Origin of the sequence: Planococcus plakortidis, from assembly GCF_001687605.2 — a bacterium.
In the GTDB taxonomy this organism is placed as follows: Bacteria; Bacillota; Bacilli; order Bacillales_A; family Planococcaceae; genus Planococcus; species Planococcus plakortidis.
The window spans coordinates 1,359,937-1,383,619 of sequence record NZ_CP016539.2; the positions used below are offsets into that span (position 1 = coordinate 1,359,937).

Annotated in this window: 26 protein-coding genes and 1 other annotated feature; of the genes, 24 read left to right on the forward strand and 2 right to left on the reverse strand. The window is 50.2% G+C overall.

Annotated elements, in window-relative coordinates; translation table 11 throughout:
• Positions 1-223: 223 nt before the first annotated feature.
• The 4 genes from infC (at position 224) to BBI15_RS06930 (ending at position 1,862) form a co-directional block, all read left to right on the forward strand.
• Entirely contained in the window at positions 224-745 is a 522-nt protein-coding gene (gene infC, locus BBI15_RS06915; protein WP_068868891.1) for a translation initiation factor IF-3, read from the forward strand.
• 28 nt (positions 746-773) lie between these two features.
• Positions 774-974, forward strand: coding sequence for a 50S ribosomal protein L35 (gene rpmI / locus BBI15_RS06920; protein ID WP_068868892.1), 201 nt, complete (start codon positions 774-776; stop codon positions 972-974).
• A 175-nt stretch (positions 975-1,149) separates the two neighbouring features.
• Entirely contained in the window at positions 1,150-1,509 is a 360-nt protein-coding gene (rplT, locus tag BBI15_RS06925; RefSeq protein ID WP_068868893.1) for a 50S ribosomal protein L20, read from the forward strand.
• Between the two features lie 89 nt (positions 1,510-1,598).
• Entirely contained in the window at positions 1,599-1,862 is a 264-nt protein-coding gene (locus BBI15_RS06930; RefSeq protein WP_068868894.1) for a DUF1294 domain-containing protein, read from the forward strand.
• Positions 1,863-1,878: 16 nt separating this feature from the next.
• Here BBI15_RS06930 and BBI15_RS06935 read toward each other — a convergent pair whose 3' ends face one another.
• On the reverse strand, positions 1,879-2,271 hold the full coding sequence (locus BBI15_RS06935; protein WP_068868895.1) for a sigma-w pathway protein ysdB: 393 nt from the start codon (positions 2,269-2,271) through the stop codon (positions 1,879-1,881).
• An 88-nt stretch (positions 2,272-2,359) separates the two neighbouring features.
• Between BBI15_RS06935 and BBI15_RS06940 the strand changes: the two genes are divergently transcribed.
• From BBI15_RS06940 to pheT, 9 genes are all read left to right on the forward strand, one after another.
• Positions 2,360-2,845: a dUTP diphosphatase gene (locus BBI15_RS06940; RefSeq protein WP_068868896.1), complete on the forward strand. Its 486-nt coding sequence runs from the start codon at positions 2,360-2,362 to the stop codon at positions 2,843-2,845.
• Positions 2,846-2,916: 71 nt separating this feature from the next.
• Entirely contained in the window at positions 2,917-4,005 is a 1,089-nt protein-coding gene (locus BBI15_RS06945; protein ID WP_068868897.1) for a M42 family metallopeptidase, read from the forward strand.
• Positions 4,006-4,272: 267 nt separating this feature from the next.
• Positions 4,273-5,235, forward strand: a complete 963-nt coding sequence (locus tag BBI15_RS06950; protein WP_068868898.1) for a nuclease-related domain-containing protein — start codon at positions 4,273-4,275, stop codon at positions 5,233-5,235.
• Between the two features lie 265 nt (positions 5,236-5,500).
• Positions 5,501-5,701 (forward strand): helix-turn-helix transcriptional regulator, encoded by a 201-nt coding sequence (locus BBI15_RS06955; RefSeq protein WP_068868899.1) that lies wholly within the window; start codon positions 5,501-5,503, stop codon positions 5,699-5,701.
• A 2-nt stretch (positions 5,702-5,703) separates the two neighbouring features.
• Positions 5,704-6,198, forward strand: a complete 495-nt coding sequence (locus BBI15_RS06960) for a hypothetical protein (RefSeq protein WP_068868900.1) — start codon at positions 5,704-5,706, stop codon at positions 6,196-6,198.
• Positions 6,195-6,638, forward strand: a complete 444-nt coding sequence (locus tag BBI15_RS06965; RefSeq protein WP_068868901.1) for a small multi-drug export protein — start codon at positions 6,195-6,197, stop codon at positions 6,636-6,638. The genes BBI15_RS06960 and BBI15_RS06965 overlap by 4 nt, the downstream gene beginning before the upstream one ends.
• Positions 6,639-6,690: 52 nt before the next feature.
• Positions 6,691-7,464: a TrmH family RNA methyltransferase gene (locus BBI15_RS06970; protein WP_068868902.1), complete on the forward strand. Its 774-nt coding sequence runs from the start codon at positions 6,691-6,693 to the stop codon at positions 7,462-7,464.
• Positions 7,465-7,500: 36 nt separating this feature from the next.
• Positions 7,501-7,727 (forward strand) — a binding site (T-box leader).
• A 38-nt stretch (positions 7,728-7,765) separates the two neighbouring features.
• Positions 7,766-8,803 carry a phenylalanine--tRNA ligase subunit alpha gene (gene pheS / locus BBI15_RS06975; RefSeq protein ID WP_068868903.1) on the forward strand — a complete coding sequence of 346 codons (1,038 nt, stop codon included), beginning with the start codon at positions 7,766-7,768 and terminating at the stop codon, positions 8,801-8,803.
• Positions 8,804-8,815: 12 nt separating this feature from the next.
• Entirely contained in the window at positions 8,816-11,215 is a 2,400-nt protein-coding gene (gene pheT, locus BBI15_RS06980) for a phenylalanine--tRNA ligase subunit beta (protein WP_068868904.1), read from the forward strand.
• Positions 11,216-11,259: 44 nt separating this feature from the next.
• Here the strand turns inward: pheT and rnhC are convergent, their stop codons facing one another.
• Positions 11,260-12,195, reverse strand: a complete 936-nt coding sequence (gene rnhC / locus BBI15_RS06985) for a ribonuclease HIII (protein WP_068868905.1) — start codon at positions 12,193-12,195, stop codon at positions 11,260-11,262.
• 82 nt (positions 12,196-12,277) lie between these two features.
• Here rnhC and zapA point away from each other — a divergent pair, with 82 nt between their 5' ends.
• The 11 genes from zapA to trxA all read left to right on the forward strand — a co-directional run bounded on the left by zapA (position 12,278) and on the right by trxA (position 23,638).
• Positions 12,278-12,538, forward strand: a complete 261-nt coding sequence (gene zapA / locus BBI15_RS06990; protein ID WP_058381052.1) for a cell division protein ZapA — start codon at positions 12,278-12,280, stop codon at positions 12,536-12,538.
• A 5-nt stretch (positions 12,539-12,543) separates the two neighbouring features.
• Positions 12,544-13,080 carry a CvpA family protein gene (locus tag BBI15_RS06995; protein WP_068868906.1) on the forward strand — a complete coding sequence of 179 codons (537 nt, stop codon included), beginning with the start codon at positions 12,544-12,546 and terminating at the stop codon, positions 13,078-13,080.
• A gap of 61 nt (positions 13,081-13,141) precedes the next feature.
• The gene (polX, locus tag BBI15_RS07000) at positions 13,142-14,845 is read left to right on the forward strand and encodes a DNA polymerase/3'-5' exonuclease PolX (protein WP_068868907.1); all 1,704 of its coding nucleotides are present in this window, start codon (positions 13,142-13,144) and stop codon (positions 14,843-14,845) included.
• Between the two features lie 13 nt (positions 14,846-14,858).
• Positions 14,859-17,219 carry an endonuclease MutS2 gene (locus BBI15_RS07005; RefSeq protein ID WP_068868908.1) on the forward strand — a complete coding sequence of 787 codons (2,361 nt, stop codon included), beginning with the start codon at positions 14,859-14,861 and terminating at the stop codon, positions 17,217-17,219.
• Between the two features lie 21 nt (positions 17,220-17,240).
• Positions 17,241-17,654, forward strand: coding sequence for a DUF350 domain-containing protein (locus BBI15_RS07010; RefSeq protein ID WP_068868909.1), 414 nt, complete (start codon positions 17,241-17,243; stop codon positions 17,652-17,654).
• A 371-nt stretch (positions 17,655-18,025) separates the two neighbouring features.
• Positions 18,026-19,717 carry an AMP-binding protein gene (locus BBI15_RS07015; RefSeq protein ID WP_068868910.1) on the forward strand — a complete coding sequence of 564 codons (1,692 nt, stop codon included), beginning with the start codon at positions 18,026-18,028 and terminating at the stop codon, positions 19,715-19,717.
• 97 nt (positions 19,718-19,814) lie between these two features.
• Positions 19,815-20,399, forward strand: coding sequence for a fatty acid metabolism transcriptional regulator FadR (locus tag BBI15_RS07020; RefSeq protein ID WP_068868911.1), 585 nt, complete (start codon positions 19,815-19,817; stop codon positions 20,397-20,399).
• Positions 20,400-20,416: 17 nt separating this feature from the next.
• A complete protein-coding gene (locus tag BBI15_RS07025; RefSeq protein ID WP_068868912.1) occupies positions 20,417-21,190 on the forward strand; it encodes an enoyl-CoA hydratase in 774 nt (257 codons plus the stop codon).
• A gap of 20 nt (positions 21,191-21,210) precedes the next feature.
• Positions 21,211-21,984 carry an electron transfer flavoprotein subunit beta/FixA family protein gene (locus BBI15_RS07030; protein WP_068868913.1) on the forward strand — a complete coding sequence of 258 codons (774 nt, stop codon included), beginning with the start codon at positions 21,211-21,213 and terminating at the stop codon, positions 21,982-21,984.
• Between the two features lie 49 nt (positions 21,985-22,033).
• A complete protein-coding gene (locus BBI15_RS07035; RefSeq protein WP_068868914.1) occupies positions 22,034-23,002 on the forward strand; it encodes an electron transfer flavoprotein subunit alpha/FixB family protein in 969 nt (322 codons plus the stop codon).
• 321 nt (positions 23,003-23,323) lie between these two features.
• On the forward strand, positions 23,324-23,638 hold the full coding sequence (gene trxA / locus BBI15_RS07040) for a thioredoxin (RefSeq protein WP_058381042.1): 315 nt from the start codon (positions 23,324-23,326) through the stop codon (positions 23,636-23,638).
• The last annotated feature ends 45 nt before the right edge of the window (positions 23,639-23,683 follow it).

Below are 23,683 nucleotides of genomic sequence, written 5' to 3' on the forward strand. Positions count from 1 at the left end.
TTTAGGTTATTGAATACTTATATGTGCAAGCAGGAGCGCCCGCTTCTCACCTGATCGACCGATTGTTGGCAGGTAGACACGATTGACTTTTACATGCAGTTAGCATGTGTCATATTATGGCGGGCGGACTCCTCGGGGTTCGCCCGCTTTTTGTTTGCGCCTGTGAACCGGAAGATCCGGTTTACACATTTAAGCTATTCGCGACACTACCCGGAGGTGGATCATTATTAGCAGAGACAACAATGTAAACGAAGGCATTCGTGCACGTGAATTACGGGTTATTGACCAAAATGGTGAACAGCTCGGCATCAAATCACGCAACGAGGCGCTCGAGATTGCAGCCCGTGTCAATTTGGATCTAGTGCTTGTGGCTCCTCAAGCTAAGCCACCGGTCGCACGGATCATGGACTACGGCAAGTTCAAATTTGAACAGCAAAAGAAAGAGCGCGAAATTCGTAAAAACCAAAAAATCATCAATGTGAAAGAGGTTCGTTTGAGCCCTGGCATCGATGACCATGATTTTAACACGAAGCTCCGCAATGCCATCAAGTTCCTTGAAAAAGGCGACAAAGTGAAAGCTTCAATCCGTTTCAAAGGCCGTGCGATCACGCACAAGGAAATCGGACAACGCGTCCTTGAACGCTTCGCAGAAGAGTGCAAGGAAGTCGCGACGGTTGAACAGCGCCCGAAAATGGAAGGCCGCAGCATGTTCCTGATGCTGAACCCGGTCAACGAGAAGGAATAATAGCATAATTGTTTAGGAGGAACCCGAAATGCCAAAAATGAAAAGCCACAGTGGAGCGTCTAAACGCTTCAAGAAAACTGGAACTGGTAAAGTAAAACGCAACCGTTCCCACACAAGCCACTTGTTCGCGAACAAGTCAACTAAGCAAAAACGCAAGCTCCGCAAGAGTTCATTGGTTTCTGCCGGCGACTTGAAACGCATCAAATCTTTGATCTACAACATGAAGTAAGAACGAAAAGCGAAAACGGCCGTTTCAGCTCCGGCAGGCTTAAGATGAACTTCCGAAGCGGCGCCCTATGCCGCACAGGATGGGCAGCTTGAGGCCGAGGAGTTGGCCGTTGCAGTCTAGACACAAACAACTACAAAAATCGAATTTTTCATATTCAAGCAGGAGGTAATTCAATATGCCACGCGTAAAAGGCGGAACAGTGACGCGCAAGCGTCGTAAAAGAGTATTAAAATTAGCTAAAGGTTATTACGGTTCTAAACACTTACTATTTAAAGTAGCGAACCAACAAGTCATGAAGTCAGGTAACTATGCTTACCGTGACCGTCGCAACAAAAAACGTGATTTCCGTAAATTGTGGATCACACGCATCAATGCAGCAGCTCGTATGAACGATATTTCATACAGCCGTTTGATGCACGGATTGAAACTTGCTGGCATCGACATCAACCGCAAAATGCTAGCTGAAATCGCTGTATCTGATGCAGCTGCTTTCACAGCTTTGGTTGACCAAGCGAAAAAAGCATCTAACAACTAATTCACACTGGGCCTAGCGCCTGGTTGGATAGAAGGAAGGCCGGCTGATTGCCGGCCTTTTTTTATTGAAACCGTCCGGGAGGGAAGACCATGGTCATTTTGGCAGCGTATTTAGCCGCTATGTCGAGTTTTGCCTTTATCATGATGTGGGCAGATAAGCGTCAGGCTCAAGCCCGCGGCCCGCGCATTCCTGAAAAACGCCTATGGCTCGTCGCAGCAATCGGCGGCGGCATCGGGGCCTATTCGGGGATGATGCTGTTCAGACACAAAACAAAGCACACGAATTTCCGCATCGGATTTTTTGCTTTGGCAGTTGTTCAGGCCGGCTTGCTCATATGGTTCGCAACGGCATAAGAAAAGAGGGGGAAGCTCAGGCTTCTCCCTCTTTTTTCATCAATTGTTCAATTGGGCTTTTCCAGGAGATGTCTGCGTCGGGGTAATTCATGCGGATTTCCTTCTCCAGAAAATGAAAATCCTCTTTTGTGAAACCGATCAGCTTATCAGGCGTCTCGGTCCACACGAAAATGGACACGACATCAAAAGCTTCTTTCGTCGTCCCCAGATACTTCTCGCCTTCAAACAGGACGCCGCGCATGGCAATGAAAAAATTCCTGCGGACGTTCCCCACGTCGTCATGAAAATAATAAGTGCCGGATTCAAGCGCGGCATCGAGCTTGCGCTTCGGATCGAAAATGAATTTCAGGAGACGGTAAAACAGGTAAATGATCAAGGCGATGATGATCAAGCGGATCAAAAATGCCATCGGATTGCCCCCTTATCGAGATAGTCTTGTGTATAATACGTAACAGGAACCTGAAAGTTTCATTATTTTATCGAAAAGGGGAAAGCCTATGAACCTCCAGGAATTATTTCACATGCAGCGGGAGCTCGACCGCTATATCCAGTCGAACCGGAACGTCGAGGAATCCGTGTTCCGCAAGAAAGTATTGGCTCTCCAAGTCGAATTATCAGAGCTCGCGAATGAAACGAGATGCTTCAAGTTCTGGAGCACGAAAGGACCGTCGGGCAAAGAGACTTTATTGGAAGAGTATGTCGATTGCATTCATTTCATCCTGTCGCTTGGCATAGAGAAGGGCTTTGATTCACTGGAGCAATGGCCCGAACCGTCCGCTGAACAAGATTTGACAGAACTGTTCCTCGCTGCCCACCAAGAAGTCGGGCGCTTCGCTCAGCAAGCGACTCTGGAACAATACCGGAACTTGTGGCGGGTATTCGGTGCATTGGCAAAAGCGCTCGGCTTCAGCTATGGGGACGTGCTGACGGCATATGTGGAAAAGAATGAGACCAATTACAAACGCCAGCAGCAAGGATATTGAATGAATCTTTTGATAAGGGTAGCGCTTTCATATATACTAAAAAAGCAATGACTATTTAGGAGGTCGAAATAATGTCGAAACTAGATGAAACACAACAAATGTTGAAAGAGCTAACAGATGCGAATGGCATTCCCGGCAACGAACGCCAATCACGCGAGGTCATGAAGAAATACATAGAGCCGTTTGCTGACACGATCGAAACGGATAACCTCGGCAGCTTGATCGCCAAAAAAGAAGGGCTTGCAGACGGACCGAAAATCATGGTCGCCGGGCACTTGGATGAAGTCGGTTTCATGATTTCCCAGATCGACGACAAAGGATTCCTGAAATTCCAAACGGTCGGCGGCTGGTGGAACCAGGTCATGCTAGCCCAGCGCGTGACGATCACGACACGCAGCGGGGAAGAAATCACAGGAGTCATCGGATCCAAACCGCCGCATATCCTGTCTCCGGAAGCACGAAAAAAACCGGTGGAAATCAAGGATATGTTCATCGATATCGGCGCCTCTTCACGTGAAGAAGCAAAAGAATGGGGCGTCACCCCAGGCGATATGGTCACTCCTTATTTCGAGTTCACGGTCATGAACAACGACAAACTGTTGATGGCAAAAGCTTGGGACAACCGCATCGGCTGTGCTATCGCCATCGATGTCTTGAAAGGCTTGAAAGGCGTCGACCACCCGAACGTCGTGTATGGCGTGGGGACGGTCCAGGAAGAAGTCGGCTTGCGCGGTGCGAAAACGGCAACTTCATACATCCAGCCGGATATCGGTTTTGCAGTGGATGTAGGGATTGCGGGAGACACTCCTGGCGTCACATCAAAAGAATCCAACAGCAAAATGGGCGATGGCCCGCAAATCCTGTTGTTCGACGCTTCAATGGTCTCTCACCGCGGCTTGCGTGAGTTGGTAGTCGATACAGCGGAAGCGTCAGGAATCCCGTACCAGTTCGAAACGATCGCGGGCGGCGGAACAGATGCCGGCTCGATCCACTTGACGGCAAACGGCGTGCCGGCCTTATCAATTGGTGTAGCGACACGCTACATCCACTCGCACGCAGGCATTTTGCACCGCGACGATTACGAAAACGCGGTGAAATTGATTGTAGAAGTGATCAAGAAATTGGATAAAGACACTGTCACACGCATTACATTTGATTGAATAATGAAAACCCCTCCAACTTTTGTGGAGGGGCTTTTTGTTGGGCGGAAGCCGAAGACGAATCGGCAAAATAAGGTTTATATTTCGCAAATAAACTAAGCCGGCTCGCAATCAACCAGAGGAATACCGCAAATAAATCATGGGGTTTTGCAAAGAACGGTAACCATCCCGCAAACAAAATGATTGGAAAAGTCCATAAGTGTCAATTGGTGGTGAAAGAGACTTTGCGGGATGCTATACTTCAATTATCATACTAGGAGGTGTTCAATGGGCAAAAAAGAAATAGCGTTATTAACTGAAATGGAGTCATTGGAGCGGTTGTTATATCGATTGCCTGACAATCATTCACGCCGGGAATTTATCCAAGTTGAAGCTTTTAAAGCAGCTGCCGGAAAAAGAGGGGAAAAGAGACTGCACCGGAAGCTGGTTGAATTCGAGATGGAGGAGCAGTACCGATTTTTGAAAAATGTATGCTTGTCGAGAGGGCAGTGGAAAGTCCAAATGGATGGGTTGTTATTGACGGAGCGCGGTGCGATTGTCATTGAATCGAAAAATATTAGCGGCCAACTTTATTTTGATGATAAAACCGGCGAATTTTCAAGAACCAATATAGAAGGTGTAAAAACGATAATGGAAGATCCGACGATTCAGTTGAACAAGCATATTCGTTTCTTGACCTTGTTTTTCAAACAGCAGAAAATCGATTTGCCCATTTCGGGAATTGTCGTATTTACATCCAAACACTGTGAATTTCTGGCGAAGCCAGTCCACCATCACATCTGCAAAACGTATCAATTGGTCGATTATTTATTCAACATCCTTCAGGAATTCCCCCTAAAAAGCAACCCTCACGATTTATCGGAAATTCAGAAACTCCTCGAACGATCCCAGGCCCCTTATGAGAGGAAACCGTTGTGCCATTTATATTCAATAGCAGAAACCGAACTGCTTACGGGCATCTTGTGCAAAAACTGTAAAAACCTTAACGTGATGCGAAAGCATAAGAAAGGATGGGTTTGTGCCGACTGCCAAGCGGTGGATCCGCTCGCTTTTCAACATGCAGTCCAGGAATATTTTTCCCTGGTTCATACACATCTAAGCAATAGGCAACTCCGGAAATTTTGCAAGATCGAATCGCCTTATATAACTTCCCGTTTGTTGGCCGTATATGATTTAGGGACTGCTGGTGCTTTGCGCAACCGGACATACTATTTAAAGAAAAAAGACTAGCTTTTCGCGAAATGCGGAAAGCTTTTTTTGCGGTTTTGCAAATAACTTGAGGTATTCTGCAAAAAAAGAATAGTTTTCCGCAAATAACTTAAGGGATTTCACAAATAACCTCATACATTCGGCAAATAATCATCTATAATCCGCAAACATATCGAAACTCCGCAATTAAATAATTGCTTCTAGATTAGCTTTACTTGATAAAATGTTAAGTTTAATGTACATTATGTAATGTAAACATAACATATTTGAAAAAAGGGTGAAGCGGATGCTGAGAAACCGGGTGAAAGAGCTGCGGGCGCGCTATGGGTACACGCAAAGCGACTTGGGCAAGCAAGTGGATGTGACGCGGCAGACGATCGCGTTCATCGAGAAAGGCGAATTTTCACCGTCGATTACATTGTCTTTGAAGCTCGCTAAAGTCTTGCAGGTGGAAGTAGGCGAATTATTTTGGCTGGAGGAGGAGTAAAGATGAAACAGGATTTTCGCATGACATACCCGCTTTGGAATATGGCATTTATCTTAATATTGGCGGTGATGGCGGTCGGGTTCACTTCAAGTTTTGTCAATGTCTCGAAGACTGATTCGAGTTTGAGCATCGAAGCGCAAGCGGTGGAAGGGTTCTTGCTATTCATAGCACTGATCGCGTATTTAGTTTTGATCACGATCTATTTGATCGCTCTGCAGTCGTACAACCGAAAAAATCCAGAAAGAAAAATACCGGCGTTCTCGATCCGCCCCCCTGAGTATATGGAACAAGATGAAGGAATGACCTTCATCACGAGAAAGGCCGTGCAGAAAGTCTATACATTCATCACGTGGTCACTGCCGTTTTTGGCGCTCATCGTCATGCTGGCGCCGATTCCAAAACTGTTGATCGTCTGGGGGATCCTCGCGGTCGCATTCGGCCAGAACTTGATTTACTATGTGGAGATGCGCAGGCATCTCAAGGGGGCGGCTGAATGATTTATGAATACGCATTAATATTCCTCGGGGCGGCGATTCCGTGGTTTGAAATCGCGCTCGTCATCCCGCTCGGCATCGTATGGGGCTTGTCGCCGGCGTGGGTCATGATCACCGCATTCGTTGGCAATATGCTGACGGTGTTGCTGCTCATTGTCGGCTTCGATAAATTCCGCATCTGGTACGATAAGCGCCGGGAAGCGAAAGGCAAAGAGCCGTCGAAGAAAAATGAACGCGCGGTGCGCATCTGGAATAAATACGGGCTACCGGGGCTCTCGCTTTTAGGGCCAATCTTGATCGGCACGCATATCGCGGCGTTCATCGGCATGACTTTGGGTGCGACAAAACGCAATACGACCGTCTGGATGGTCATCAGCATCGGGGCCTGGACGCTCGCGTTCGGCATTTTGACAGCGCTCGGCTTTGATTTCTTCACTGCGTAAATCGGGCCTATGCTATACTGAAGCTATTCTTTGAAAAAGTGGTGAACGCATTATGAAACGAATTGAATCATTGCAGAACTCGCTCGTCAAACATTGGAAGAAACTGAGCACAACCCGTAAAGAGCGCGATAAATTCGGGGAATTTCTCATCGAAGGCTTTCATTTGACGGAAGAGGCGTTGAATGAGAAAGACGGCATCAAAGGCTTGATCGTCCGCGAAGGTACGGATATTCCGGATGCTTGGGACATCGAAGGCCTCACGCTTTATGTGGTGACGGCACAGATTGCCAAAGAAATTGCGGAAACCGAACATACGCAAGGCATTTTCGCGCATTGCGCACAGCCAGAGTACGATGAATCTATTCAGGCACAATGGCAGACGCTGCTGTTGATCGACGCGGTACAGGACCCGGGCAATGTCGGCACGATGATCCGCACCGCGGCAGCTGCCGGAATCGACGCAGTCGTTCTCGGCAAAGGTTCAGCAGATGCCTATAATCCGAAAACGGTGCGCTCGGCGCAAGGCGCCCATTTCCAGGTACCGATCGTCAAAGGCGATTTATTCGACTGGGTCGAACGCTTGAAGAGCCGAGACGTCCCGGTTTATGGCACGGCGCTATACCAATCGGTGCCAATGTATGAGGCGGAGTCGAAAGAGCGGTTTGCGCTCATCGTCGGCAACGAAGGAAGCGGCGTCGAGCCGCAACTGCTCGAGCAGACCGACCAGAACCTCATGGTGCCGCTTTACGGCCCGGCAGAATCATTGAACGTAGCCGTAGCAACTGGAATTCTATTGTATAGCCTCGTTCCCAAAACTGGTGTTTGATTAACCGGCGGAAGTTCATTATAATAGAAGAGAAATAAACAAGCGTTGACCGGGAAAAGTACGTAGTTCCCTGCATCCAAGGAAGTCCGCCCTCGACTGAAAGCGCGGATATGCAGGAACTCCGGAAGTTCACCCCGCGAGCTGCTAGACGGGGACCGGCCGCGTGCCGTAAAGTCTGGCCGGTGATGAGCCGTTATTCAATGAAGTGATCGCATGCGTGCGATAACTAGGGTGGTACCGCGAATCAATGCCTCGTCCCTTTTTGGGGGCGGGGCTTTTTTATGTTCAAGGAGGAGAGAAAATGGAAGCAAGATTGCAGGAATTGAAAAATGAAGCCTTGGAGAAAATCCAGGCAGCGCAAACAGTCAAGGAATTGACGGACGTGCGCGTCGCATATTTAGGGAAAAAAGGGCCGATCACCGATGTCTTGAAAGGCATGGGGAAATTGCCGGCAGAAGAACGACCGAAAATGGGTGCGCTCGCAAATGAAGTGCGTGCGGAAGTGACAGAATCACTCGATGCGCGCATGACACTGTTGGAAGAACAAGCAATCAATGAAAAGCTTCAAAGCGAAACGATCGATATTTCCTTGCCAGGGCGTCCAGCGAAAACGGGCAACCCGCATCCATTGACGCGCGTCGTCGAGGAGATTGAAGACCTGTTCCTGTCGATGGGTTACGAGATCGCGGAAGGCCCGGAAGTCGAAAAGGATTATTATAATTTCGAAGCGCTCAATTTGCCAAAAGGCCATCCGGCACGCGATATGCAGGATTCCTTCTATATAACGGAAGACATTTTGCTGCGCACACACACTTCACCGGTGCAGGCACGCACGATGGAAGCGAAAGGCGGAGAGCCGATCAAGATCATCTGCCCGGGCAAAGTGTATCGCCGCGATAACGATGACGCGACGCATTCGCATCAATTCACGCAAATCGAAGGGCTCGTAGTCGGCGAGGATATCCGCATGAGCGATTTGAAAGGGACCTTGTCCGTCTTCGCCAAGAAGATGTTCGGCGAAGACCGTGAAATACGCTTGCGCCCAAGCTTCTTCCCGTTCACGGAGCCTTCTGTTGAAATGGACATCTCTTGTTTTAAATGCGGCGGCGACGGCTGCAATGTCTGCAAAAAGACCGGCTGGATCGAAATTCTCGGCGCCGGCATGGTGCATCCGAACGTTCTGGAAATGGCCGGCTATGATTCGAAGCGCCTGACAGGATTCGCATTCGGCATGGGGCCGGAGCGCATTGCGATGCTGAAATACGGCATCGAGGACATCCGCCATTTCTACACGAACGACGTGCGTTTCTTGACGCAATTTCAACGGACGGAACTTTAAGGAGGAACATTCATGTTAGTATCGACAAAATGGTTGAAAGAATACGTAAATACACAAGATTTGCCCCCTGCGGAACTCGGGGAGAAAATCACGCGCGCAGGTATCGAAGTCGACGCGGTAATCGACCGTTCGGAAGGATTAGCGAATTTGGTCGTCGGTTATGTGACGGATTGCGTGAAGCATCCGGAAGCCGATAAACTGTCGATCTGCCAAGTGGACGTCGGCGGCGGGGAAATCGACCAGATCATCTGCGGTGCACCGAACATCGCGCGGGGCCAGTCGGTCATCGTGGCACGTCCTGGCGCGAAACTTCCGGGTGGCATGAAGATCAAAAAAGCGAAGCTGCGCGGGGAAGTGTCAAACGGCATGATCTGCTCATTGCAGGAGCTTGGCATCGAAACGAAATTGGTGCCAAAAAGCTATGCGGAAGGCATTTATGTCTTGCCTGAAAAAGCGGAGCCTGGCACAGATGTGCTGCCGTATCTGGACTTGGACGATACGGTCTTGGAACTTGGCCTCACGCCGAACCGTGCGGATGCGATGAGCATGCTCGGTGTCGCATATGAAGTCGGCGCGATTTTGGAAGAAGACGTTAGCTTACCGGAAATCAGCTATGCCGAAGCGGCAGAGCGCGCGGAAAGCATGCTGTCGCTTGAAGTGGATGCGCCAGATGCGAACCCTCTCTATGTCGCGAAAGTCGTGCGCAACGTCGAAGTGAAGGAATCCCCGCTATGGCTGCAGCAGCGCTTGATGGCAGCGGGTGTGCGCCCGCATAATAATGTCGTTGACGTGACGAACTATATTTTGATGGAATACGGCCAGCCGCTCCATGCGTTCGACTATGATTCCCTTGGTTCCGGTAACATCACCGTGCGCCAGGCCAAAGAGGGCGAAAAGATCACGACGCTCGATGACACAGAGCGCACATTGTCTGCTCATCAATTGGTCATCACCAATGGCACGGATCCTGTCGCGCTGGCAGGAGTCATGGGCGGCGCGAATTCAGAAGTGAGCGACGAAACGACAACGGTCGTCATCGAGTCCGCTTATTTTGCTTCCGATTCGATCCGCCGTACATCGAAAGACCATAACCTGAGAAGCGATGCGAGTTCACGCTACGAAAAAGGCGTCGACCCGAACCGCGTTATCCCGGCCGCGGAACGTGCCGCACAATTATTGGCTGAACTGGCTGATGGTGAAGTGCTGGCTGGATCGCTCATCTTCGACCAGCTCGATAAGCAAGAGCGCATCGTCAAAGTTTCACCGGATTTCATCAATAGCCGCCTTGGCATGAAGATCCGCCTCGAGGACATGCTCGACATCCTCAGCCGCCTGAAGTTCAAGACGGAAGCGGTGAACAACCAATTGATCATCGAAGTGCCTACGCGCCGTCAAGACATCCAGATCGAAGAAGACGTCGTGGAAGAAATCGCACGCCTTTACGGCTACGACGAGATTCCGGCAACTTTGCCGCGCACCGATGCCACACCGGGCGGATTGAGCCCTTACCAGGCGAAACGCCGCATCGCGCGCCACTTCCTTGAAGGTGCTGGGCTACTTCAAGCAACGACTTATTCCTTGACTTCGGAAGCGGCAGCGACGCAATTTGCGCTGGAGCCGACGGAAACGACGCGGCTTTTGATGCCGATGAGCGAAGAGCGCAGCATTTTGCGCCAAAGCCTGTTGCCTCATTTGCTCGAATCGCTTTCGTACAATACGGCACGCCGCATCGATTCGGCTGCTTTGTATGAAACGGGGTCGGTGTTCTTGAAAGGGCAGGAGGAACTGCTTGACGAGCAAGAACATTTGGCGATCGTCATGACCGGGTTGTGGGTCGATCACAGTTGGCAAGGCGAAAAGAAAGCCGTCGACTTTTTCGTGGCAAAAGGCATCGTGGAAGGGTTGGCTGGAAAGCTGGGCCTTGAATTAACGTTTGAACGCGGCGAAATGGACGGCTTGCATCCAGGCAGAACCGCTTTTATCCTGCTTGATGGCAAGCGCATCGGCGTCATCGGCGCATTGCACCCGTCCGAGCAGAAAAAGCGTGATTTGAAAGAAACGATTGCCGTGGAATTGAACTTGGCGACTTTGCTGACGCGCGAAACGGAAGCGCTTGTCTATACACAAGTGTCCCGTTATCCGACGATTTCACGCGACGTAGCTCTGGTCCTGTCGAATATCGTGGAAGCACAGACGATTGAAGGTGTCATCCGCAAAGCGGGCGGCAAGCTTTTGAAAGATGTCCGCGTCTTCGATTTATACGAAGGTGACCGGATGGAACAAGGCAAGAAATCCTTGGCATTCTCGCTAAAGTATTTCGATCCGGAGAAAACATTGACCGATGACGAAGTGAACGCAGTGCATGAGAAAATCATCAAAGCGCTCACGGAATCAGGAGCGGAACTCCGCTAAAAACCAAAAACAGTCTTGGGCTCATCGCGAGCCCAAGACTGTTTTTATGTGCGTTTTTTCTTTGCTGCCAAAACTTGCGCTTTCTTCGTGTTGGCAAAATGGGCTTTCGTGATGTTTTTCAGGAACACTTCCCCGCGCGACAGCAGGATCTTCGCGGCGGCTTCGTCAACGATCGCCCCGGCGCCTTTTGGCAAGGTGACACCGGCAATCGTGCTGAGCCGGTCCATTTCCTCTAAGAAAGCGACCCGTGCGATGATCGATGCGCAGGCAACCGATACATGGAGATTTTCCGCTTTCGTGGAAAACAGCACATTCTCGCGGATGATCTCCGCCTCATGGGCGATATGTCGATAGTAAATGCCGCGCTCTGCGAATTGGTCGATCAGGATCGCTTCGGGTTTTTCCGGCGCTATTTTCCGCAGCACATGCTTCAAGGCCTGGTTATGGAGCAAGGCCTTGATCTTTCCTTGCGACCAGCCCTGCGCCTGCACTTGATTGTATTTCTCGTTATTCAAGGTCAGCACACTATGGGGAAATGCCGCTTTTAAGTCAGGGGCGATTTTCCGCATATAGTCATCCGTCAATTGCTTGGAATCCTTGACGCCAAGCTCTTTGGCGAGTTCGACTTGCTGTGCAGGGACGTAACATGCGGCGACCGTGATCGGGCCGAAAAAATCGCCCGTGCCCGTTTCATCGGAACCGAGCACGGAGCGTTTGGCGAAATCAGGAGGAAGCTCATCGCCTTTTGTCTTGGCTGTTTTTTCCTTGCTGCTGTTGGCGGCACCCCATTTAGCGGATTCGCGTTCGGCGCCAGCGCCTTGGAACATGACTTTTCCGGATGAGTAGACGGTAATCATCGCATCCGGCAGCTTAGCGGCAAAGCGGGCGTGGGGATTTTTGGTTTTTATTTCCTTATTACGGTAATGGTCCATTAACCGTTTCAAGGCTTCTTCAGGCAGTTTCAGGACGCTATTGGTCATAGGGAGTCCCCTTTCTTATGATTCACAATCGGCTCGTGTTCGTGTTATGATGGTCTATAGAATTCCAAAGGGGGAACGCGCATTGCAGGAGCAGCATAAAATTCGCACTGTCGTTGATATATATGGCCATACCTACAAGATGCTCGGTACTGAGACATCCGGCCATATGCGGCTTGTCGCTTCCATGGTCGACAGCAAGATGCGGGAGATCAACGCCGCCAATCCATCGCTTGACCAGGCGAAACTAGCCGTATTGACCGCGGTAAATGCGACACATGAATATCTTAAACTGAAAGAGCAGCTAGAACAAATGGAAATTGAATTGAATAACTTGAAGGGCTGACGGATATGCTTGATTTAATCTTATTGGTATTGCTTCTGGCCGGGATCCTGGTCGGCTTCAAGAGAGGGCTTGTGCTGCAGTTCTTGCACATGGTCGGTTTCATCGTCGCCCTCATTGTCGCCTATACGTACTATAAACCGCTAGCAGAAAACTTTGTGTTATGGGTTCCATACCCGACGGTCGACGAAACATCGCGCTTTGCGATTGCCGTCGAACAATTGAACCTGGACGAAACCTTTTACCAGCTCTTGGCATTTGCACTTATTTTCTTTGTTGTGAAATTTTTGCTGACGCTGATCGCTTCCATGTTCGATTTCATTAAATACATACCGGTGCTCGGATTCCTGAGCCGGATTTTTGGTGGGATCCTCGGGCTCATCGAAGCGCACATCCTGTTGTTCATCGGCTTGTATGTATTTGCGCTCTTGCCGATCGACGGGATTCAAAATCAGATCGAAAACTCCGGGATCGCACGGACCATCCTGGAGCACACGCCTTATTTCTCTGAGAAAGTGAAGGAATGGTGGTATATTTATATGTAGTAGGAACTTCTCTCTTACGAGGGAAGTTTTTTTATGAACCGATTAGGGAGGTTTGTTTCGCATGAATAAAAAAATCATTATCCGCACATTGGAAAATATTGCGTTATATATGGAATTAAAGGGGGACAACCCGTTTAAAGTATCGGCTTTCCGCAAAGCTGCCCAAGCACTCGAACTCGACCAGCGCAGCTTAGATGAGATTGATGATGTCACGAAGCTGAAAGGCATTGGCAAAGGGACGGGCGATGTCATAACGGAATTGCTCAACGACGGCAAATCGTCTGTCCTCGAAGAACTCCAGGAAGAAGTGCCGAAAGGGCTTGTACCGATGCTCAAGCTGCAAGGGCTTGGCGGCAAGAAAATCGCCAAGCTTTACAAAGAACTCGGCGTGGATTCGATGGAATCCTTGAAGCAGGCATGCATCGACGGGCGCGTCCAGGCGCTTCCGGGATTCGGCAAGAAATCAGAGGAGAAAATCCTGCTCGAACTGGAAAACTTTGAAACCGATCCGGGCCGACACCCCATCTGGAAAACGGAAGAAACCGTCGCTTTCATCGAAAACCTGTTGACGACGATTTCCGATGTCGCGGAATTTTCAGTTGCCGGAAGCTTCCGCCGCACGAAAGAGACGAGCAAAGACCTCGATTTCATCGTGGCGACCGATGAACCGGCGAAAGTGAAAGAGCAGCTGCTCGCCGGCCTCCCTGTAAAGGAAACCATCGCTTCAGGAGATACGAAAGTGTCTGTAGCGGTGGAAGTGGTCGAGCCGATCGATGTCGATTTCCGGCTGGTCGCACCTGAAGAATTCGCGACGGCGCTGCATCATTTCACCGGCTCGAAAGACCATAATGTAAGGATGCGCCAACTGGCCAAGGCGAAAAAAGAGAAAATCAGCGAGTACGGGGTGGAGCAGGAAGACGGTTCTGTCTTGACGTTCGAATCGGAAGAAGCATTCTTTGCCCATTTCGATTTGTCGTTCATCCCGCCGACCGTACGTGAGGATGGCCGCGAAATCGACCGCATCGATGAATTGCCACACCTTGTCACAGTTGATGATATCCGCGGTGATTTGCATATGCACACGACCTGGTCGGACGGGGCGCATTCCATCGATGAAATGATTGACGCGTGCCGCGGGGAAGGATACGAATACATGGTCATCACCGATCATTCGCAATACCTGAAAGTCGCGAACGGCTTGACGCCTGAGCGCTTGATTGAACAAAACGGGAAAATACGCGAAGCGAATAAACGCCATGAGGGCATCGAAGTATTGTCCGGTACGGAAATGGACATCTTGCCGGATGGCAGTTTGGATTTTGATGACGAAGTGCTCGCAAAACTGGATTTTGTCATCGCGAGCATCCATTCAAGTTTCCAGCAACCGCAAGAACAGATCATGGCGCGTATCTTGACGGCGATGAAGAACCCGTACGTCCATATGATCGCGCATCCGACCGGCCGTATCGTCGGGAAACGCGATGGCTACAACCCCGATGTCGAGCAGATCCTCGACTGGGCCAAGGAATACGGCAAAATCGTCGAGTTGAACGCGAGCCCATATCGCCTCGACCTCGCAGTCGAATGGCTCGTCATGGCACAGGAAAAAGGCGTCCCGGTCGCCATCAATACCGATGCCCACTCAATCGAAGGATTGGACGTCATGGCAACAGGCGTCCGCCACGCACAGAAAGCATGGCTGAAAAAAGACAATGTGGTCAATACATGGCCGCTTGAGAAGTTAAGAGATTTCTTGAAACGATAAAGGAGGAGTTTATATGATCGCAGAGCGCGCATTACGAACTCTCGAATTCTATAAAATCCGCGAAGAAGTGGCGGCATTCTGCACCTCATCACTTGGAAAAGGGTTAGTGAAAGAATTGCTGCCGTCCACTGACATCGCGGAAGTGAACCGCTTGCTCGAGGAAATGGACGAAGCAGCGCAATTATTGCGCGTCAAGAATAATGTGCCCATGGGCGGCATTTCCGATATCCGCCCCCATGCGAAACGCGCACAAATTGGTGGCTCTTTGAGTCCGGTAGAATTGATGGAAGTCTCGTCAACGATCCGCGCGAGCCGCATTTTACGGCATTTCCTTGAAGCGTTCGACGCAGAAGAAGATGCCCCCATCCCCCATTTCATGGAGAAAAAAGAAAGCATGCCGATTTTGACACAGCTCGAACATGACATCAACGCATGCATCGATGACAACGGCGCAGTGGTCGACAGCGCAAGCCCGGAACTTCGCAGCATTCGCCAATCGCTGCGTGCGCAGGAAAGCCGCGTACGCGAAAAACTCGAAAGCCTGATCCGCGGGCGCAATGCCTCGAAAATGCTGTCGGACTCAATAGTCACCATCCGCAATGACCGCTTTGTCATCCCGGTCAAGCAGGAATACAGAAGCCATTATGGCGGCATCGTCCACGATCAATCATCTTCTGGCCAGACATTGTTCATCGAGCCGAATGCTGTCGTACAGGCGAATAATGAAGTGCGCCGCCTCAAGCTGAAAGAAAAAGAAGAGATCGACCGCATTCTCCAGATGCTGTCTGCCAAAGTGCAGGAAGTCGCGCATGAATTGTTTACCTTGGTCGGCGTATTGGCAGAGGTGGATTTGATTCTTGCGAAAGCGAAATACGGGCAAGCCCATAAATGTTCGACTCCCGAAATGAACACGGAAGGCTATATCAATTTGAAGAAAGCGCGCCATCCGCTCATCCCGCAGGACGAAGTGGTGCCGAACGATATCGAGTTCGGGAGGGACATCACCGCAATTGTCATCACCGGCCCAAATACAGGCGGGAAAACCGTCACCTTGAAAACGGTCGGCCTGTCGACTTTGATGGCACAGGCAGGGCTGCCCGTGCCGGCACTCGAAGGATCGGAACTGGCCGTATTCGATCAGGTTTTCGCTGATATCGGCGATGAGCAATCAATCGAGCAAAGCTTGAGTACGTTCTCGTCCCATATGGTCAACATCGTCGACATCCTCGAGAAATTCGACGAGAATTCACTCGTCATTTTCGATGAGCTCGGAGCCGGCACCGATCCCCAGGAAGGGGCGGCGCTTGCCATTTCATTGCTGGACGAGGTGCATGGCAGAGGCGCACGCGTCATCGCGACGACCCATTATCCGGAACTGAAAGCGTATGGCTACAACCGGGAAGGGGTCGCCAATGCCAGCGTCGAGTTCGACGTGGAGACATTGAGCCCGACGTACCGGTTGCTGATCGGCGTGCCGGGGCGCAGCAACGCATTCGAAATTTCCAAGCGTCTCGGCTTGCCGGAACATATCATTTCCCATGCGAAGAGCTTCACGGGAACCGACCGCAAAGAAGTCGACTCGATGATCGCCTCGCTCGAGAAGAGCCGGCGAGAAGCTGAACGGGATGCGGAAGAAACCCGTTCCGTGTTAGAAGAATCTGAGGCCTTGAAAGAAGGATTGGCAAAACGCCTCGCGGAGTATGAAAGCCGCAAGGAACAACTCGAAGATAAAGCGAAAGAAAAAGCGCGCAAAATCGTCGACCAGGCACGGGCGGAAGCAGACGCCGTCATCAAGGAACTGCGCCAGATGCAACTTGCCCAGCAGACAGGCGTAAAAGAACATCAGCTGATCGATGCGAAAAAACGGCTGGAAGATGCCATGCCGGAAAACCGCGTCTTGAAAAAAGCGAAAAAGAAAAACGAACCGGTCGCCCTGAAACCGAACGACGAAGTGAAAGTGCTGTCCTATGGCCAAAAAGGGACATTGGTCGAAAAGGTTTCAGATACGGAATGGATCGTACAGGTCGGCATCTTGAAAATGAAGCTGCCGGAATCCGACCTCAGCTATACGAAGCCCGAAAAGCAAAAGGAAACACGCACGATGACCAGCTTGAAAGGCCGCGAAGGCTATACGAAAATGGAGCTGGACCTTCGCGGGGAGCGGTACGAAGATGCCTTGTCGCGCGTGGAGAAGTATTTGGACGATGCCTTGCTGGCGAATTACCATCAAGTCTCCATCATCCACGGAAAAGGGACGGGCGCGCTTCGCCAAGGCGTGCAGCAATACTTGAAAAAACATCCGCGCGTCAAAAGTTACCGTTTTGGCGAAGCGGGTGAAGGCGGCTCGGGTGTAACGGTCGCTGAATTGAAGTAAGGGCGGAAGGGGAGCTTGCAGATGTTCGAAGAAGGATTTTGGACCCACCCGCTCGTCGAGACAGCTGGCTATTTCAGTGTGGTGGTGCTGTGCTTGATCGTGGCGATGGTCATTTTTGAAATCGTGACGAAGTATAAGAACTGGGAAGAAATCAAGAGCGGCAACTTGGCCGTGGCAATGGCGACAGGCGGGAAGATTTTCGGTGTCACGAATATTTTCCGCTTCTCGATCGAACAGCACACGACACTGTTCGAAATGATCGGCTGGGGACTATTCGGTTTCGTGCTCTTGATCTTTGCTTATCTCCTCTTTGAGTTTCTGACACCGAAATTCAAGGTGGACGAAGAAATTGCCCGTGACAACCGTTCGGTCGGCTTGATTTCGATGACCATTTCGGTCGGCTTATCGTACGTTATCGGGGCAAGTATTTCATAGGAGTTGGAACGAATGGAAAACCTGATCAAAATCTTAATCGTTTTTTGTATCTTGTTCGTGCTTGTAGGAATCGTCTTCCTATTTATCTTTTGAAAACGGCCTTTGTGCCGTTTTTTTTTTTAATCGAATAAAACAAGGCGAAAATTAAACCGGAAAGTGAATACAGAAAAATAGAGCGATCAAATCGCTCCAGGCGGACGCTTTTATGCCTGCCGGAAAGACGGAGGTGTTATAGAATAGTACTAGGGCTGAATATAAAATGAAGAGTTCCTCCTTTATAGAAAATAATGTTTGAAAGCGCTATCATAATTCTTTATACTTAATGTAGGAATATTCTCACGATTCCGATAACAGAGGGGGAGGTAGAAAGTATGTCCGAAAAACCGTGGTTAGCCCATTACCCGCCGGAAGTACCGCACACGCTTACGTATCCGAGCATACCGGTCCAGGATTATTTAACGAAAGCCTATGAAGACTTTCCGCAGAAAACCGCCATCCATTTCCTGGGCAAGGACATTAGCTATGAAGAGTTGTATCAATCTGCCATGAAAATGGCGAATTACCTTCAAAAGCTGGGCATCGAAAAAGGGGACCGGGTATCCATCATGTTGCCAAACTGCCCACAGGCGGTCATCAGCTTCTATGGAATCCTTTACGCTGGGGGTGTCGTCGTCATGACGAATCCGCTTTATACGGAGCGGGAAATTGCCTACCAGATGAAAGATTCCGGTGCGAAGGCAATCATCGCACTTGATATTTTGTTCCCGCGGATCAACAAAGTGATCAAAGAAACGGATCTTGAGAATGTTATCGTTACGGGTATCAAGGATTATTTATCATTCCCGAAAAACCTGGTCTACCCGTTCATCCAGAAAAAGCAATATGGCATGACTGTGAAAGTCGAACACCGGGGAATCAATCACCTCTTCACGGAAATCATGAAAACAGCTTCGCCGCAAATCACACAGCCACCATTCGATTTCGACGAAGATTTAGCGCTTTTGCAATACACCGGCGGAACGACCGGCTCGCCAAAAGGCGTCATGCTGACACACCGCAATTTAATCTCCAATGCGACGATGTGCGACGCTTGGCTCTATAAATCGAAGCATGGCGAAGAGACGATCATGGGGATCATCCCCCTATTCCATGTATATGGATTGACGACTGTCCTGATCTTGTCCGTCATGCAAGGCAATAAGATGGTGCTATTGCCGAAATTCGATCCAGAGCAGGCCTTGAAGACCATCAATAAGCAAAAGCCGACACTGTTCCCTGGCGCACCGACGCTTTACATCGGTTTGTTGAACCACCCGGATATCCAGAAATACGACCTGTCTTCGATTGAAGCATGCTTGAGCGGATCAGCGCCGCTGCCGACGGAAGTGCAGGAGAAATTCGAACGCATCACGGGCGGCAAGCTCGTCGAAGGCTACGGCCTGACCGAAACCTCACCGGTTACCCACTCGAATCTCGTATGGGGTGAACGGACAAAAGGCTCGATCGGCATGCCGTATCCGGATACGGATTGCGAAATTTTCCTCCCAGGGACTACTGATCCGGTACCGAACGGCCAGATCGGTGAAATCGCCATCAAAGGGCCGCAGGTGATGAAGGGCTATTGGAACCGTCCTGATGCAACGGCAGCTACGATCGTCGATGGCTGGCTATTGACTGGCGATCTTGGCTACATGGATGACGAAGGGCATTTCTTTATCGTCGACCGTAAAAAAGACATGATCATCGCCGGGGGCTTCAATATCTATCCAAGGGAAATCGAGGAAGTGCTGTATGAACACGAAGCGATACAGGAATGTGTCGTCGCCGGAATCCCGGACCCGTACCGCGGTGAAACGGTAAAGGCATACATCGTGGCCAAAGAAGGGTATACTGTTACAGAAGAGCAATTGGATAAGCATTGCCGCGAACATCTTGCAGCTTTCAAAGTGCCGCGTATCTACGAGTTCCGTAAAGAACTTCCGAAAACGGCAGTCGGCAAGATTCTGCGCAGATCGCTGGTGGATGAAGAAATCGCCAAACGCAACGAAGCGGTGCCTTCGTAACTCAGGCAAAAGCTTGACACAATTTATACAAAACGATAATATGAAAATATGAATGAATCGCCATTCATATTTTCATATTTTTTTGGGTGGTGACAGGATGGTAAAGAAGGATAAACCGAAATATAAGCAAATCATCGATGCTGCGGTCATCGTCATCGCAGAAAATGGTTACCACCAAGCGCAAGTCTCGAAAATTGCCAAGCAAGCCGGTGTAGCGGACGGGACGATTTATTTGTATTTCAAGAATAAGGAAGACATTCTCATTTCCGTTTTCCAGGAGAAGATGGGCGTGTTCGTCAGCGAATTGGAAAAGATCATCGCGAAAGATGCAAGTGCAGCCGACAAGCTGGGCATGATGATCAACAGCCATTTCAGCTTGCTCGCAAGCGATCTGCATCTGGCGATCGTGACGCAGCTGGAACTTCGCCAGTCCAATCACGATATCCGCATGAAAATCAATAATGTCTTGCGGGGGTATTTGAAATTGATGGACCGGATCCTGGTCAGCGGCATGGAATCAGGAGAATTTGATCAAAATATGGATATTCGTTTAGCCCGGCAGATGGTTTTTGGTACAATGGATGAGACCATTACTACCTGGGTGATGAACGATCACAAGTATGATTTGGTCGAACTCGCACCGAAAGTGCAGCGCTTATTGCTGAAAGGCATGCAAGCGTAAAGGGAGGGGATGAGCAGGTGGAATTTATCAGTTGGAAAAAAGAAGATGGGGTAGCGATCGCGACGATCAACCGGCCGCCGGCAAATGCATTGTCTCGCGCGCTGATCTTGGAAGTCGATGCACTTCTGGATGAGGTGAAAAACGACCCCGATGTCCGGGCAATCGTCCTGCACGGGGAAGGGCGTTTCTTCTCGGCGGGCGCAGACATCAAGGAGTTCACGGAAGTGACTTCAGGCGAGGAATTCTCGAAACTGTCAGCAAGCGGCCAAGCCGTATTCGAGCGTGTGGAAACATTCCATAAGCCGGTCATCGCCGCAATCCACGGCGCCGCACTCGGGGGCGGCTTGGAGCTTGCGATGAGCTGCCATATGCGTTTTGTCACGGAAAATGCTAAACTGGGATTGCCGGAACTGCAACTCGGCTTGATACCTGGATTTGCAGGGACACAGCGCCTGCCGCGCTATGTCGGAGTGGCAAAAGCCGCTGAAATGCTCTTGACGAGCGATCCGGTCACAGGCAAAGAAGCGGTGCAGCTCGGTCTTGCCAACCGTTCCTTCGGCGAAGAAGACCTTCTTCCGCAAACGCTTTCAATTGCGAAGAAAATTGCGAAAAAGAGCCCGGTTTCCGTGAAGGCGGCAATCGACATGCTTCAGTATTCGAAGCGCGGCGCTTTTGATGAAGGCGTCAAAGCAGAAGCGGATTCATTCGGTACAGTGTTCGTATCGGAAGATGCAAAGGAAGGCATCGGCGCTTTCCTGGAAAAACGCGAAGCACAATTTAAAGGGAAATAATACTTGGGAGGTTTACGTTCATGAACATTTATGTATTGGTAAAACGCACGTTCGACACAGAGGAAAAACTGGTTGTCTCCGGTGGCCAGATCCAGGAAGATGGCGCGGAATTCATCATCAACCCATATGACGAGTATGCGATCGAAGAGGCCATCACGGTCCGCGACGCTCACGGCGGCGAAGTGACGGTTGTCACAATCGGTGATGAGGAAGCTGAAAAGCAATTGCGCACAGCTCTTGCCATGGGTGCTGATAAAGCAGTCTTGATCAACACAGAAGACGATGTGGAGGAAATGGACCAGTTTACGGCAGCTTACATACTGGCAGAGTACTTGAAAGACAAAGACGCGGACTTGATCCTTGCAGGGAACGTCGCAATCGACGGCGGGTCCGGCCAGGTCGGGCCACGCGTCGCCGATTTGCTTGACATCAACTACGTAACGACAATCACAAGCCTTGAAATCGAAGGTGAAACGGTGAAAATCGTCCGTGATATCGAAGGGGATGCAGAAGAGCTCGAAACTTCATTGCCGCTATTGGTAACTGCCCAGCAAGGCTTGAACGAGCCGCGCTATCCGTCTCTTCCAGGAATCATGAAAGCGAAGAAAAAGCCGCTTGAAGAGCTTGAGCTCGACGACCTGGATATCGACGAAGACGATGTAGAAGCGAAAACGGAAACGATCGAAGTATACTTGCCGCCGAAAAAAGAAGCCGGCCGCATTTTGGAAGGCGAAATTCCTAGCCAAGTCTCTGAATTGGTCAGCCTGCTTCGCTCTGAAGCCAAAGTAATATAAATATACGCCAATCATTTATTTTCACATCTACTTAGGGGGTTAACGGACTATGTCGAAAAAAGTATTAGTATTGGGCGAAACGCGTGAAGGCGCTTTGCGCAACGTATCATTTGAAGCAATTGCCGCAGCCAAGAAAATTTCAGGCGGCGGGGAAATCGTCGCTGTCCTGCTTGGGGAAGCGGTGAGCGAATTCGGCAACGAATTGGTAGCGTACGGCGCAGACCGTGTCATCACAGTGGAGCACCCACACTTGAAATCCTATACATCCGATGGCTACGGCCAGGCATTCATGGCGGTCGTCGACCAGGAGCAGCCGGAAGCGATCGTCTTCGGCCACACTGCGGTCGGCAAGGACTTGTCGCCGAAAATTGCCTCGAAATTGCAAACGGGCTTGATCTCCGATGTGACGGATATCGAAGGGGAGGGCGATGACGCTGTCTTCATCCGCCCGATCTATTCCGGTAAAGCTTTCGAAAAAGTGAAACTGAAAGAAGACGGCGTTCTCTTCGTTACCGTGCGCCCGAACAACATCGCGCCGCTTGAGCGCGAAGAGCGTTCCGGCGACGTATCGAGCTTGTCGGTCGATATCACGAACTTGCGCACGATCATCAAAAATGTGGTCCGCAAATCCGCAGAAGGCGTCGACCTTTCCGAAGCGAAAGTCATCATCGCAGGCGGGCGCGGCGTCAAGAGCAAGGAAGGATTCGAGCCATTGCAGGAATTGGCTGACCTTCTCGGCGGTGCAGTCGGAGCTTCACGCGGCGCGTGCGACGCAGATTACTGCGATTATTCCTTGCAGATCGGCCAGACAGGGAAAGTCGTTACACCTGATCTCTACATCGCAGCAGGAATTTCCGGCGCGATCCAGCACATGGCCGGGATGTCCAATTCCAAGGTCATCGTGGCGATCAACAAAGACCCTGAAGCGAACATCTTCAAAGTGGCAGACTACGGAATCGTCGGGGACCTATTCGACGTCATCCCATTGCTCACGGAAGAATTCAAGAAAGTGATGTAATCACGACAGCCCGCAATTTAGCGGGCTGTTTTTATTCTGCAACTCGAGATGGAGCGGAAGGGGCCGACTCCTGCAGATAAAGTGGGTTTGAGAGACCCCGGAATGAGCGTAGCGAATGAGGAGGCTCGATGCCCACTCCGCGGAAAGCGTGCCCCTGCAGCGGAATCTCCTGGTCTTTAATTACATTGACTGCATCAAACCGAGGCAGTTTAACGGAAACAACAGCCGGGTATGGAAGGACTAGGCAAATAAATAGCTAGCGTAAATCACGTCTGCTATAATCGAAATATAGTTTGGTTATCACTTAAGGAGGAATTATACATGGCAATCGTTAAAGGTACAGACCAGAATTTCAAACAGGAAGTTTCAGAAGGACTCGTATTGGTAGACTTTTGGGCAGCATGGTGCGGGCCTTGTAAAATGATCGCTCCAGTTCTTGAAGAACTCGATGCGGATATGGACGATAAAGTGAAAATCGTGAAATTGGATGTTGATGAAAACCAACAGACAGCTAGCGAATACGGCATCATGTCCATCCCGACACTTCTTTTGATGAAAAACGGCGAAACAGTCGATAAAGTAGTCGGCTTCCGTCCGAAAGAAGCTTTGGCTGAATTGGTTGAAAAACACGCATAATTCCAAAACCGGGTCCCATTCGTGGAACCCGGTTTTTTAAATAGG

Bases quoted from the DNA above. Each gene is read 5' to 3' on its own strand.
- BBI15_RS07020 (WP_068868911.1), top strand. From the start codon at position 19,815: ATGGTAAAGAAGGATAAACCGAAATATAAGCAAATCATCGATGCTGCG.
- BBI15_RS07035 (WP_068868914.1), top strand. From the start codon at position 22,034: ATGTCGAAAAAAGTATTAGTATTGGGCGAAACGCGTGAAGGCGCTTTG.
- BBI15_RS06950 (WP_068868898.1), top strand. From the start codon at position 4,273: ATGGGCAAAAAAGAAATAGCGTTATTAACTGAAATGGAGTCATTGGAG.
- pheT (WP_068868904.1), top strand. From the start codon at position 8,816: ATGTTAGTATCGACAAAATGGTTGAAAGAATACGTAAATACACAAGAT.
- rnhC (WP_068868905.1), bottom strand. From the start codon at position 12,195: ATGACCAATAGCGTCCTGAAACTGCCTGAAGAAGCCTTGAAACGGTTA.
- BBI15_RS06930 (WP_068868894.1), top strand. From the start codon at position 1,599: ATGGTCATTTTGGCAGCGTATTTAGCCGCTATGTCGAGTTTTGCCTTT.
- BBI15_RS06970 (WP_068868902.1), top strand. From the start codon at position 6,691: ATGAAACGAATTGAATCATTGCAGAACTCGCTCGTCAAACATTGGAAG.
- BBI15_RS07005 (WP_068868908.1), top strand. From the start codon at position 14,859: ATGATCGCAGAGCGCGCATTACGAACTCTCGAATTCTATAAAATCCGC.
- BBI15_RS07015 (WP_068868910.1), top strand. From the start codon at position 18,026: ATGTCCGAAAAACCGTGGTTAGCCCATTACCCGCCGGAAGTACCGCAC.
- BBI15_RS06945 (WP_068868897.1), top strand. From the start codon at position 2,917: ATGTCGAAACTAGATGAAACACAACAAATGTTGAAAGAGCTAACAGAT.
- BBI15_RS06965 (WP_068868901.1), top strand. From the start codon at position 6,195: ATGATTTATGAATACGCATTAATATTCCTCGGGGCGGCGATTCCGTGG.
- BBI15_RS06960 (WP_068868900.1), top strand. From the start codon at position 5,704: ATGAAACAGGATTTTCGCATGACATACCCGCTTTGGAATATGGCATTT.
- trxA (WP_058381042.1), top strand. From the start codon at position 23,324: ATGGCAATCGTTAAAGGTACAGACCAGAATTTCAAACAGGAAGTTTCA.
- BBI15_RS06940 (WP_068868896.1), top strand. From the start codon at position 2,360: ATGAACCTCCAGGAATTATTTCACATGCAGCGGGAGCTCGACCGCTAT.
- rpmI (WP_068868892.1), top strand. From the start codon at position 774: ATGCCAAAAATGAAAAGCCACAGTGGAGCGTCTAAACGCTTCAAGAAA.
- BBI15_RS06955 (WP_068868899.1), top strand. From the start codon at position 5,501: ATGCTGAGAAACCGGGTGAAAGAGCTGCGGGCGCGCTATGGGTACACG.
- BBI15_RS07030 (WP_068868913.1), top strand. From the start codon at position 21,211: ATGAACATTTATGTATTGGTAAAACGCACGTTCGACACAGAGGAAAAA.
- BBI15_RS07010 (WP_068868909.1), top strand. From the start codon at position 17,241: ATGTTCGAAGAAGGATTTTGGACCCACCCGCTCGTCGAGACAGCTGGC.
- BBI15_RS06995 (WP_068868906.1), top strand. From the start codon at position 12,544: ATGCTTGATTTAATCTTATTGGTATTGCTTCTGGCCGGGATCCTGGTC.
- BBI15_RS06935 (WP_068868895.1), bottom strand. From the start codon at position 2,271: ATGGCATTTTTGATCCGCTTGATCATCATCGCCTTGATCATTTACCTG.
- polX (WP_068868907.1), top strand. From the start codon at position 13,142: ATGAATAAAAAAATCATTATCCGCACATTGGAAAATATTGCGTTATAT.
- pheS (WP_068868903.1), top strand. From the start codon at position 7,766: ATGGAAGCAAGATTGCAGGAATTGAAAAATGAAGCCTTGGAGAAAATC.
- rplT (WP_068868893.1), top strand. From the start codon at position 1,150: ATGCCACGCGTAAAAGGCGGAACAGTGACGCGCAAGCGTCGTAAAAGA.